This window comes from Parasegetibacter sp. NRK P23, assembly GCF_023721715.1.
GTDB lineage: Bacteria > Bacteroidota > Bacteroidia > Chitinophagales > Chitinophagaceae > Parasegetibacter.
The window spans coordinates 1,337,107-1,349,500 of record NZ_JAMDLG010000001.1 but is presented as its reverse complement, the minus strand read 5'-3'; the positions used below and the strand labels follow the sequence as shown (position 1 = coordinate 1,349,500).

8 protein-coding genes and 1 tRNA gene are annotated in these 12,394 nt (G+C 49.4%); 8 read left to right on the top strand and 1 reads right to left on the bottom strand.

Going from position 1 to position 12,394, the window contains the following annotated elements:
* Nucleotides 1-669 precede the first annotated feature (669 nt).
* Nucleotides 670-743 (bottom strand) — tRNA-Ile (locus tag M4J38_RS05400).
* A gap of 121 nt (nucleotides 744-864) precedes the next feature.
* Here M4J38_RS05400 and M4J38_RS05395 point away from each other — a divergent pair.
* The 8 genes from M4J38_RS05395 to M4J38_RS05360 all read left to right on the top strand — a co-directional run bounded on the left by M4J38_RS05395 (nucleotide 865) and on the right by M4J38_RS05360 (nucleotide 12,369).
* Entirely contained in the window at nucleotides 865-1,458 is a 594-nt protein-coding gene (locus M4J38_RS05395) for an RNA polymerase sigma-70 factor (protein ID WP_251758512.1), read from the top strand.
* Nucleotides 1,459-1,518: 60 nt separating this feature from the next.
* Nucleotides 1,519-2,610 (top strand): FecR family protein, encoded by a 1,092-nt coding sequence (locus tag M4J38_RS05390; RefSeq protein WP_251758511.1) that lies wholly within the window; start codon nucleotides 1,519-1,521, stop codon nucleotides 2,608-2,610.
* A gap of 238 nt (nucleotides 2,611-2,848) precedes the next feature.
* On the top strand, nucleotides 2,849-6,109 hold the full coding sequence (locus M4J38_RS05385; RefSeq protein WP_251758510.1) for a TonB-dependent receptor: 3,261 nt from the start codon (nucleotides 2,849-2,851) through the stop codon (nucleotides 6,107-6,109).
* A 19-nt stretch (nucleotides 6,110-6,128) separates the two neighbouring features.
* Nucleotides 6,129-7,643 (top strand): RagB/SusD family nutrient uptake outer membrane protein, encoded by a 1,515-nt coding sequence (locus M4J38_RS05380; RefSeq protein WP_251758509.1) that lies wholly within the window; start codon nucleotides 6,129-6,131, stop codon nucleotides 7,641-7,643.
* 30 nt (nucleotides 7,644-7,673) lie between these two features.
* On the top strand, nucleotides 7,674-8,519 hold the full coding sequence (locus tag M4J38_RS05375) for a LamG domain-containing protein (protein ID WP_251758508.1): 846 nt from the start codon (nucleotides 7,674-7,676) through the stop codon (nucleotides 8,517-8,519).
* Between the two features lie 65 nt (nucleotides 8,520-8,584).
* Nucleotides 8,585-10,240: a glucoamylase family protein gene (locus M4J38_RS05370; RefSeq protein WP_251758507.1), complete on the top strand. Its 1,656-nt coding sequence runs from the start codon at nucleotides 8,585-8,587 to the stop codon at nucleotides 10,238-10,240.
* Between the two features lie 14 nt (nucleotides 10,241-10,254).
* A complete protein-coding gene (locus M4J38_RS05365; protein ID WP_251758506.1) occupies nucleotides 10,255-11,619 on the top strand; it encodes a glucoamylase family protein in 1,365 nt (454 codons plus the stop codon).
* Nucleotides 11,620-11,700: 81 nt separating this feature from the next.
* Entirely contained in the window at nucleotides 11,701-12,369 is a 669-nt protein-coding gene (locus M4J38_RS05360) for a GDSL-type esterase/lipase family protein (RefSeq protein WP_251758505.1), read from the top strand.
* Nucleotides 12,370-12,394 lie beyond the last annotated feature (25 nt).

Genomic DNA, 12,394 nt, shown 5'->3' with positions numbered 1-12,394 from the left:
TCTAATAACGCTGAATAGAGACCCATTTCCCGATCTGGTCTTGATTATAATGAAAAGGAGACTTCCGATGTTGCAGACCATCCGGAAAAGAAGCCACTCCTGCTTTATTAGGGCAACAGGATGGAACCTATAAACTGGCAGCGAGAAACGTTGTTCTGTGCATTGATTGCGGTGGAATGATGGGAGACCCATATACCGGTATCGCTATCACGAAAGGATTTTTTTCAATTGAACACTACGGGGGCAGTGCCTGACGATGGACAAGACTCGTGACATTTAAATATTCTACCACTGACCTCGATTGGTTGCTGCATAAAGAAGGTGGGGAAAGTTTTGATGCGGTCGAACCGGCGAAAATCTATCCGGATATAAAGACGGAGGAGGATTTTGGAAGGGTCGTTTTTGAGCGTTTCGATATATATGCTAACCAATACAGCCTTATAAAGCCAGAATGTTGGCGTACTTTATCTACCCTCTGAAAATGGGCAGAAAATTCGGTAATTTCATCTCCGTAAACGCCTTCCGCTCAGGACATTCAACCAGCTCTTTTCCATTTTCGCAACACAAATAAGCAGACAGGTAAATAAAGCCGCTTTTTGAAATGTTAGGCAAATTTGCAAAACCCCACAAAAAAAGGGAATATACTATGTATAATCCCTTGATTTCCAGTGGATCTTGCCGGGCTCGAACCAGCGACCCTCTGATTATGAGTCAGATGCTCTAACCAACTGAGCTAAAGATCCCCGCACGGGATTTTCCCGGCAGGGTGCAAATGTAGCAAAATTCCTACGGCAATTCAATAATTTTTCGTGCAACAATTTGTAGCCGATATTTGTCTTTTCATAGCCGGTTGCATCCATGCCAATGAACCTCTCTGAACACGATATCAGGTATTTACAAACCCAGATCGCCAGGAACGACGATCAGTTGGCGTATAAGTCGTTGTTCAAAAACCTGCAACCCTGGCTCTATCAGTTCGCATACTCTTTTATCAAATCCCATGAGCTGGCGGAAGAGATTGTTTCCGATGTGTTCATCCGCATATGGGAGAAAAGAAAACAGTTAGAACAAATCGACAACCTGAAATTATACCTCTACGTTTCCACTAAAAATTTTTCCCTTAACTACCTTCAGAAATTACTCAAAAACAAAACCTTCGAACTCGACCAGCTTTCTGTAGAACTGAAGAGTCTTTACGCCGATCCCGAACAGGTGCTGATTACCCGTGAAATGGCCAATCGCGTACGACTGGCAGTGAACCAACTCCCGCCACGGTGTAAAATGATTTTCAAACTCGTGAAGGAAGACGGCCTTAAATACAAGGAAGTGGCCGAACTGCTCGACATCTCCATCAAAACAGTAGAGGCCCAGGTAACCCTGGCCGTAAAGAAACTGGGCAGCACCATCCGCTTCGACCTGCACCGTACCACACCTACCGCCCCCGGTTCTAAAAAATAATGCCGGATGGCTTAGGGGGATGAACGGAAAATTTTGTCCTCTACATACCAATCCGTTTTCATGTCAAAAGAAGCTATCTGGGAATTGTTGTCGAAAAAACTGGCGGGAGAAGCCACCGAGGCCGAACTCGCGGAACTGGAACAGTGGCTCCGGCAGGATCCCGATATGCACTATGCCGCTGATCATGTCACGGGTTTGTGGAAACAGCCTGTTAAGACCGCACCGCAGCAGGTTGATCATGCCTGGGAGGACCACCTCGCCCGCATGGAGCAACGCGGTGTTTCGATGGAAGAAGGTACGCTTGAAGACCGGAATGGTTCCGTTCCTTTCTATAAAAAATTGTCCACCTGGTTAAGCGCGGCCGCAATATTGATTCTTGTGGCAGGAACATGGTGGGCGATGAGAAACGGCACACCATTGCTGAGAAGTAATAGTTCGTTGCCTGAAGAAGTGGTGACCACCGCGAAAGGCACCCGCTCCAGGGTAGTGTTGCCCGATGGTTCCGTGGTGCTGCTGAATGCCGACAGCAAACTTATTTACGATTCCGCGTTCAATGGCCCGTTAAGGAACGTACAACTGGAAGGGGAGGCTTATTTTGATGTAACCCACGATAAAAAACGTCCCTTCATTATTCATACGGCACAGATGGATGTAAAAGTGCTGGGTACGGCTTTCAATGTGAAGGCCTACGCTTCCGATGGTTTTGCGGAAACGGCCCTGGTGCGCGGAAGCGTGGAAGTGAAGGTGTTGAATGCCGATATGAAACCAATCCTGCTCAAACCCAATGAAAAAATAGTGGTGAAAGGGGAAAAGCCTTCCGCAATGGAAGCCGAAACGGGTGAAAAAGGCACAGCTTCCACCAAAACGGTGCTGGTGCAACCTTTGCATTATACGCGTGCCGACAGTATACGCATCGAAACCGCATGGGTGGCCAATACACTTGTGTTTGAAGATGAGTCTTTCGCTGAACTTGCGGTGAAAATGGAGAGATGGTTCGGTGTGGATATCCGCTTCCTCGATGAAAAAATAGCAGGGCTTCGGTTTACCGGGAAATTCGACCGGGAAACCTGCGAAGAAGCGCTGAAAGCATTACAGATTACAGCAGACTTTACCTACGCCCACAACGGGAAAAGTATTTTGATAAACCATTAAAATCGACGCTGCCAAATGACTGAAGTAACGCCTAACACCTCCTGAATCGTCCTGAAATAATTACAAAGAAGGACGGAAAATGCTGCCACATTTCCCGCCTTTTGTTAACGCCCGGAGTTCGCAACTGCTTGTGAACAGGAACTCCTATTCATTAACTTGTCAATGGAAAATTATGAAAAAAATCCAACTCGTGTTGGGAATTCCGGAACCCCCGGTCATCCAAAAGCTAACGAGGATTATGAAACTAATGACTGTATTGCTCCTCGCCGCCTGTGTGCATGTTTCCGCCGGCGGATTCTCCCAAAAGAAGATCAGCATCAAATTCGAATCGGTGGATGTCCGTAAGGCATTGAGCCAGATCGAAAAAAAATCAGAACTCCGTTTCTTATACAACCAGGCCTTGCTGGATGGTTTTAATAAGGTAACCCTTGAAGCAAAAGATGAACTGGTGACCAACGTATTGAACAGGATGTTCAACGAGACCACGGTGAACTATCAATTGCTCGACAACGGTTTGGTGGTATTGAAAACCAGGGGCACGGCCATGAAGGACGTGCAGGTGCGGGGAAAAATCATGGACGAAAAAGGTGAACCCATTGCCGGAGCCTCCGTGCGGGTGAAAGGCACCAACCTCGGCACCGCTGCTGATTCCGAAGGCGCTTTCTCCCTGAATGTGCCTGATGATGCCACCCTGGTGGTCTCTTTCGTAGGATATACCGAACAGGAAGTGCAGGTGAATGGCAGAACGGAGATTAATGTGGTGCTGGTGCAGTCCACGCAATCACTCGACCAGGTGGTGGTGATCGGTTACGGTTCCGCCGCAAGGCGCGATCTTACCGGTTCCATCCAAACGATAAAAGGATCGGAAGTGGCCGATAAACCCGCGACCAACCCCATGGCTTCTTTGCAGGGAAAAGTGCCCGGTCTTACCATCGTGAACTCCGGTCGCCCGGGGCAGGAACCGGATATCCGCATCCGCGGAACAAATACCATCAATGGTGTGAAGCCGATCTACGTGGTGGACGGTATCATCAACGACAACATCAACTTTATCAACCCCGCGGATATCGAATCCATGGAGATCCTGAAAGATCCTTCATCACTCGCCATCTTCGGGGTGAGGGGCGCCAACGGTGTGATCATCGTGACCACTAAAAAAGCAAAGTCCGGTCAGCTTACCGTGAACTTCAACTCCACCGTGGGCATCAAAAAAGTGGTGGACCGCATCAAACTCACCAACGGGCCGGAATTTAAAATGCTCTACGATGAGCAACTCGCCAACCAGGGCAACCCCGCCTTCGATTATACGAACTGGCAAGCCAATACCGACTGGCAGGACCTGATATTCCAGGATGCCGTACTCAATTACAACAACATCAGCATCACCGGCGCTACGGATAAGAACCGGTTTTACCTCGGCGTGGGCTATGTTACGGAAGAAGGCCTGATCAAACACGAACAATTACAGAAGACCACACTTAATTTCAGCGACGAACTGCAGGTGTCGAAAGCGCTTAAATTCGGCATCAACTTCAATGGTTATCGTGCGAAATTGCCCGTAAACAAAGATGTGGGAACCGCCCTTACCGCGGCGCCCATTGCACCGGTGTACAACGAAGCTTACGGGTTGTACCATACCATGCCGGGCTTCCAGCGCGCGCAGGTGTTCAACCCGCTCAATAGTGTTGAAGTGCAGGCCAACAATGCCCGTAACTACGAATACAGGGCCGTGGGAAGTATTTTCGGCGAAGTGAAGTTCCTCAACGATTTTACGTTCAGAACATCGCTCTTCGCTGATTACGGGTTCAATTCCGGAAGGTCATACCAGCCGCAAACTGTCTTCTATAACCCGGAGATCAGCCCGGTGCCCGTTGACTCCGTTCAGCCCGAAACTTCAGTGAGTGAGTACAAGAACAATTTCATCAAAATACAAAGTGATTACCTGCTTACCTATAAGAAAAGGTTCGGCGACCACAACCTTACCGCGATGACGGGCTTCACCACTTATTTTGATTCTTATGAACAAACTACGGCCAGTGTAAGGCAGGGGACCGGAAGACCCATTCCCAATGATCCCAGGTTCTGGTATGCCAATGCCGACATTGGAGATGCTACCACTTTAAGGGGTAATTCAGATGCATGGGAAAGAGCCAACGCGTCTTATCTTTTCAGAGCGCTTTATAATTACAAAGGAAGGTATCTTTTAAATGCCTCTTACAGAAGAGATGGAAGTTCTGCATTCAATGGCCCCGCCGGAGGTGGACAAATATGGCAGAACTTTGGCGCGATAGGTGCGGCATGGGAAATTTCAGAAGAGAACTTTATGACAAATGTAGACGCGATAGATTTCCTGAAGTTGAAAGCCAGTTGGGGCGTACTCGGTAACCAGAACAGCGGAAGCAGGGTTTATCCTATGTTTCCAACACTTTCCGGCGCAAACTCCGCGGTTTTTGGAAATAATGTAGTGCAGGCATTGCAGCCTGAATATTTTGTAGATCCAAATCTGCATTGGGAAACGGTTCATTCATGGGAAACCGGTATCGAAATGAATACGTTCCGGAACCGCCTACATATCGAGGCGAACTATTATGACAAAATAACTAAAGATATCCTTGTTATCAAACCACCGTTTGGTTCTTCTGGTGGAAGTCCCGAACTGAGTAACGTAGGCGAAGTGTCCAACAATGGTTTCGAATTCCTCGCCACCTGGAACGATAAAATTTCAAAAGACTGGAACTACTCCATCAGCGGTAACATCACCACCATCAACAACAAAGTGAATTTCCTGGTACGTGATGGTTACGAAATCGTAAGTGATCCCAGCAGAACCCGTGCAGGTCTGCCCATCGGCTATTTCTTCGGATTTATTTCAGAAGGTATTTACCAGACACAGGAAGAGATCATCAAATCTCCCGCTAACCTGCTGAATGAAGTAAAACCCGGCGACATTAAATTCCGTGATGTGAATGGAGATGGACAGATTGATAACGACGACCGCACCATGATCGGAAACCCCACCCCCGATTTCACTTACGGCGTCGCCTTCAACATCAGCTACAAAGGCTTCGACCTGAACCTGGAAGGACAGGGTGTTTACGGCAACGAAATTTTCAGGAACTGGAACAAAGGAACGTTTACGCAATTCAATTTCGGCGCGTACCAACTGGGTCGCTGGAACGGCGTAGGAACTTCTAACTGGGAGCCTATCCTGCATACCGGCCGCGCGAACAATGTGCTGAATTCGACTTACTATATAGAAGACGGAAGTTATTTCAGGTTCAGGAACATTCAACTGGGCTATAGTTTCAGCACGGCAGCATTGGAAAAACTTCATATGAAATCGCTGCGCGTGTTCCTCAATGCACAGAACCTGAAAACTTTCAAGAACAATACAGGATACACACCGGAGTTCGGGGGCAGCTCCACGCAGTTCGGTGTTGACAACGGTTCTTATCCGTTGCCGGCCATCTATTCCTTTGGCGTAAACCTGAATTTCTAATTAACAAAACGATACTTCCATGAAAAATATATTGAGGATAAGCTTCAGCATCTCGTTTGCCGCTATGGCCATGCTGCTGTTGCCGGGATGTAAGAAATTCCTGGAAAGGGAACCACTGGGCAGGTACACGCTGGACGACCTGGGCGCAAGTTCTATTGAATCGCAGGTGTTCGCCATGTATGCCGGGTTAAGAACCGAAGGCATGTCGGGCATTAAGTTCATCGCGGTACACAGCATTCGTTCCGATGATGCCGATAAGGGAAGTATTCCCAGCGATAACCTCGCGGCGGAAACTTTCTTCGATGAATTCAACTACACCAAAGATTTCTGGCTGCTCAACGATTACTGGGGCGATCACTACCGGCTCATCAAACTCACCAATGATGTGATTGATGCCGTGGAAAAACTCGATAACCCCAATGCCGCGGAAATCGTCAACAGGGCGGAAGCGAAGTTCCTGCGCGCCTATGCTTATTTCAACCTGGTGCGCGCCTTCGGACAGGTACCCAAAATTGATTTCCTGGTAGAGAACGTGGAAGATGGGAACAAACCCAAAGCAACGGTTGACGAAATCTACGCCCTGATAGATGCCGACCTGCAGGAAGCGGCTGCCAACCTGCCGCCATCCTGGGAACCCCGGTTTATCGGCAGGACCACCAAATGGGCCGCCAAAGCGTTGCAGGCGAAAACCTTCATCACACGGAGCAACTGGTCCGGCGCCCTTGCGGCCGCCAAAGAAGTGATTGGCTCCAATGCTTATTCGCTGCATACGCCTTACGTGCAGTTGTTTTCAGAAACAGGGGAGAACAGCGCTGAATCCATCTTTGAGATTCAGGCTTTCTATTCCGCCACCCAGGACTTTGGTATCCAGTATGCCGAAGTGCAGGGCGTGCGCGGCTCCGGTGTATGGGATCTCGGCTTCGGATGGAACACGCCCACGCAGGACCTGGCCGATGCTTTCGAACCCAACGATCCCAGGAAGAACGCCACCATCATGCCCAACAACTCTCCCGATCCTTATGGGGTGAATGGTGTGATCACTTCCCAAAGCCAGTTCAATAAGTTGTATTATAACAGGAAGACTTATACGAACCCTAACGTCCGAAATACGATTGGTGGCGGAAACCCCCGCAAGGGCCGCTGGATGAACCTCCGCGTGATCCGTTACGCCGATGTGCTGCTCTGGGCCGCTGAAGCGGCCAACGAACTGGGGGGCACACAAAATGTGACCGATGCACTCACCTGGCTGGAACTGGTACGGAACCGCGCCAGGCAAGGTGCGCCCGCAGGCACATTGCCCGCAGTAACCACTACCGATAAGGATCAACTCAGGGCCGCCATCCGCCATGAAAGAAGGGTGGAGTTCGGCATGGAAAATGAACGTTTCTACGACCTCGTCCGCTGGGGAACCGCGCAGGAAGTATTCAACGCGCTCGGGAAAAATTACCAGCCCCGAAACAGGTACCTGCCCATTCCGCAGCCCGAAATCGACAAGTCGAATGGTGTACTCATTCAGAACCCGGATTACCAGTAAGTATTTTCTTACGCATTAAAATGAAGTGTTATGAACCGAAATAAAATCGCGCTTTGTAAGATATTGGCGCTGGCGCTTATCCTCGTCGCCGTGTTGCCTTCCTGCCAGAAAATGTACCGCCCCCCGTTGGTGATCATCCCCGATGATACGGCCAAACTGAATGGTCCGCTCCAAAGGATGTTCTGGTTCGAGGAAAGTCCGATTGACAGTATATATTACGAAAAAGGCGTAGCCTCCAATGTTACTTATGTGGATGGCATCAATGGCAAGGCTTACAAAGGCGCCTCCAACGCCATGATCGTATTGCCTGGTGGTGGCCCCAAAGTGTCCACCATGACGAGCTTTACGGTTTCTTTCTGGATCAATACCAACAAACATACCGGTGGGGCACAAACGGTGTTTGTATTGGGCAGGAACTCTGATTTCTGGGGTAACCTGTTCTGTATGATCGAAGGGAACGGTGATGCGAACGACAACTCCATGCTGGTGAAGTTCCACTTCGCAGGAAATTGGGTGGAGTTTACTGGATCGGGCTCTAATCCGGCCCGTATTCCCGATATGTATGGCAAGTGGAAACACCTTGCTTTCCGGTACGATGAAACCACCTCTAAATTTTCGGCTTTCGTGGATGGAGTGAAATATGCTTTGTCGCCCGCGGTGGAAGACAGGATGAGAAATGGCGCTCCGCTGGGCAAGCTGGCTTTCGTGGATCCTTCCAAACTGGTGATCGGCGGCTTCCAGCAGCATGCCGGCGTATTCAGCAACTCACCTGACAGTTGGATGCAACGTTATACCGGTATGCTCGACCAGTTGAGGATTTATACCACACCCATCAGTGATGTGGAGATAGCGGCTCTTTTTACCAACAAAAGATAAAACACCAATGTGTATGGCGGTGCGGTGCCATAAACACTGCACCGCCATTTTCATGCTGAAACATTATGAAAAGAAGTGTTGTTTGTGTGCTGATAGTTGCAGTGATGGCTCTGCTTGCCTGCGGAAAGAAGGAAGGCGGCGGAACCACTACTTATTTCGATTACCGTTCGGCCACCATAAACGGGTTGGGCAACGGTACCGTTTTTAACAATACATCGCTTACCCCTGAAATCAGGATGGCCTTTTCGGCTCCGGTGGCGGTTGCTTCGCTGCCTTCGGGCATTGTATTGCGTACTTCGGGCAACCAGTCTTTGGCCATTGATTTTGTGTCGTCAGGCCCGGGGGATGTGGTGACCGTAAAGCCTGAACAACCATTGCAGCCTTTCACACGCTACACATTGTCCGTGACCAATGCGCTGAAAGGAACCTCGGGTGCATTGCTGCGCAATCCCGTATTGATTCAGTTGGGAACAGGCATTGACTCTTCAGATAAATTCCCACGTATTTCTTCCGACCAACTGCTCACCCTTGTACAACAGCAGACCTTCAAATATTTCTGGGATTTCGGACACCCGGTTTCAGGCATGGCCAGGGAAAGAAACACTTCCGGCGACCTGGTTACTTCCGGCGGTTCCGGCTTCGGGGCCATGGCTATTGTTACGGGCGTGAGCCGGGGTTTTATCACCCGCCAACAGGGTGTGGAAAGACTACAGAAGATGGTGGGTTTCCTGAAAAATACCGTGGTAAAATACCACGGTGCATTTCCGCACTGGATCAACGGAAACACAGGCGCCACCATTCCCTTCAGCGCTAAAGATGATGGTGCCGATCTGGTGGAAACCGCTTTACTGATGCAAGGACTACTGACCGCCCGCCAGTTTTTTAACGGAGCCGATGCGGGGGAAACCACCCTCAGGAACGATATCAACACCATCTGGAACGGCATCGAATGGAATTGGTTCAGAAAGAACAATGAAGACGTGTTGTACTGGCATTGGAGTCCCAATTTCGGATGGGAGATGAACCTGCCCATCAAAGGATGGAACGAATCTTTGATCGTATATGCGCTGGCCGCGGCTTCCACTACGCATACCATTCCAAAATCGGTGTACGATGCGGGCTGGGCCGGGAATGGCGCCATGCGGAATGGACAAACCTACTTCGAAACGCAACTTCCCCTTGGGCCCGCCTTTGGAGGTCCACTGTTCTTCTCCCACTATTCATTCCTGGGGATCAATCCGAACGGGTTGAGCGATACATATGCGCGATACGATACACAAAATGTCCGCCACGCACGAATCAATTACCAATACTGCATTTCCAATCCCAAAAATTATTACGGCTACAGTGCCGATTGCTGGGGACTTACAGCCAGTGATATTCCTTCCGGCTATTCCGCCAGCTCACCCGCCAACGACCTTGGGGTGATCGCGCCCACCGCGGCATTGGCTTCTTTTCCTTACACGCCAGAAGCGTCGATGAAGGCGCTGGAGTTTTTCTACTATAAACTCGGAGATAAACTCTGGAAAGAATATGGTTTCGTAGATGCGTTCTCGCTCAACGAACCCTGGTTCGCCAACTCGTTCCTGGCCATCGATCAGGGGCCCATCATCATCATGATCGAAAATTACCGGACAGGATTGCTGTGGGATCTTTTCATGAGCGCACCTGAAGTAAAAGCAGGTTTGAAAAAACTAGGCTTCTCAGCACCCGGCCTTTAAATAAAACATACGACATGAAATATATTTATCGCGTTACTTTCCTTGCATTACTCGGCGCTATGTTTTTTCACCCGGCCATTGCCCAGAAAAAACGAAAGCAGCAGGAGAAAACCACGGTATTCGATCCGGCCAAAAGGCCTGTGGAACTTTCCGACTCCGCACTCTTCGACCTGGTACAACGCCAGACCTTTTCCTATTTCTGGGACTTTGCACATCCCGTGAGCGGTATGGCCCGGGAACGCAGTAACGTGGCATTTAATTACGGAAGTGAAGTAGTAACCGTTGGCGGAACCGGATTCGGGGTAATGGCTATTATCGTTGCGGCAGAAAGAAACTGGATTTCCCGTGATACCGCCGCGAAGCACCTGTTGAGAATGTTGAAATTCCTGGAAAAAGCCGATGCGTACCACGGTGTTTTCCCCCACTGGCTCAACGGAGAAACCGGGAAAACGATACCCTTCAGCCGTAAAGATGATGGCGCCGACCTCGTGGAATCTTCCTTCCTTTTCCAGGGACTCTTGTGTGTGCGGCAGTATTTTAACGGAGAAAACCCGGTGGAAAGAGAACTCCGCAACAGGATCAACGGACTATGGAACGACGTGGAATGGAACTGGTTCACCCGCGACGGGCAGGATGTATTGTACTGGCACTGGAGTCCCAACAACGGCTGGGCGATGGATTTTGCCGTGCGTGGTTTTAATGAAGCGTTGATCATGTATGTACTGGCGGCTTCATCGGAAAGGTATCCCGTCAGCAGTTCAGTGTACCACAAAGGCTGGGCGCAGAGCAATTTCTTTAAGAACGGAAAAGAATTCTATGGTATCAAATTGCCGCTGGGCTTTGATTACGGTGGTCCGCTTTTCTTCTCCCATTATTCTTTCCTCGGCCTTGATCCGCGTGGGTTGAAGGATCGCTACGCCGACTATTGGGAACAAAACCGCAACCATACGCTGATCAACAGGGAACATTGTGTGCGTAACCCGAATGGATTTAAGGGATATGGCCCGCAGGCATGGGGGCTTACGGCAAGTGATACGTACAACGGTTACAACGCGCATTCGCCCGACAACGATCACGGTACCATCACGCCCACGGCGGCTTTATCGGCTTTCCCTTATACCCCCGAATTTTCCATGCAGGCCATGAAGCATTTTTATTTCAGCCTCGGCGATAAGATATGGAGCCGGTATGGGTTCACCGACGCATTCAACGAAACACAGAACTGGTATGCTTCTTCACATCTTGCCATTGATCAGGGGCCTATTGTTGTGATGATGGAAAACCATCGCTCCGGTTTGTTGTGGAAACTTTTTATGAGTTGCCCTGAAGTGAAAACGGGTTTGAAAAAGCTGGGATTTGAAAGTCCGTGGATGAAGTAGTTCAACGTTGGAAACAGCATGTTCCGGACATAAAATGTATCTTGTTCCAGCTATTGCATTGATTTAAACTGTTTGCACATCATGAAAAATTTCATCGCTAAGAAAATCCTACCTGCCCTTTTACTTTTACTGATTGGAACAGGCGCTTTTGCGCAGAATGCTCCTTTCAGGAACGAGATTCTTCAATACAAAAAAATCGACAGCATCCAGGCCGTTCCGGCCAACCCCATCGTGTTCATCGGCAGCTCTTCTTTACGCCTCTGGAAAAATCTGCCTGGCGCCTTTCCGGGTTATCCGGTGGTGAACCGGGGCTTTGGGGGATCGGCCATTCCTCACGTGGATAGGTATGCGGAGGATATCCTTTTTCCTTATAAACCGGCGCAGATTGTATTTTACTGTGGCGAAAATGACCTTACAGAGAAAGGAGTTACCGGCGATTCTGTGTATTACCGCTTCAGAAACTTATTTCAGAAAATCAGGGAAAGATTGCCCGATGTGCCATTCGTATTCGTGGCCCTGAAACCCAGTCCCAGCAGGGAAGCCCTGATGCCCCAGGTTAAACGTGCCAACGGATTGATCGCTATGTTCCTTTCCGAACAACCGAATACCGCCTTCATAGATGTGTTCTCTAAAATGATCAATAGTGAAGGGAAGCCGATGCGCAACCTTTTTGGCCCCGATATGCTGCACATGAACAGCGACGGCTATCAGCTATGGAAGGACATGCTTGCACCCGTACTCCTCAAATAGACGGTAAAAAACACAGTTTATCAAC

Coding starts and splice junctions, on each gene's coding strand:
- M4J38_RS05395 (WP_251758512.1), top strand. CDS start 865: ATGAACCTCTCTGAACACGATATCAGGTATTTACAAACCCAGATCGCC.
- M4J38_RS05390 (WP_251758511.1), top strand. CDS start 1,519: ATGTCAAAAGAAGCTATCTGGGAATTGTTGTCGAAAAAACTGGCGGGA.
- M4J38_RS05385 (WP_251758510.1), top strand. CDS start 2,849: ATGAAACTAATGACTGTATTGCTCCTCGCCGCCTGTGTGCATGTTTCC.
- M4J38_RS05380 (WP_251758509.1), top strand. CDS start 6,129: ATGAAAAATATATTGAGGATAAGCTTCAGCATCTCGTTTGCCGCTATG.
- M4J38_RS05375 (WP_251758508.1), top strand. CDS start 7,674: ATGAACCGAAATAAAATCGCGCTTTGTAAGATATTGGCGCTGGCGCTT.
- M4J38_RS05370 (WP_251758507.1), top strand. CDS start 8,585: ATGAAAAGAAGTGTTGTTTGTGTGCTGATAGTTGCAGTGATGGCTCTG.
- M4J38_RS05365 (WP_251758506.1), top strand. CDS start 10,255: ATGAAATATATTTATCGCGTTACTTTCCTTGCATTACTCGGCGCTATG.
- M4J38_RS05360 (WP_251758505.1), top strand. CDS start 11,701: ATGAAAAATTTCATCGCTAAGAAAATCCTACCTGCCCTTTTACTTTTA.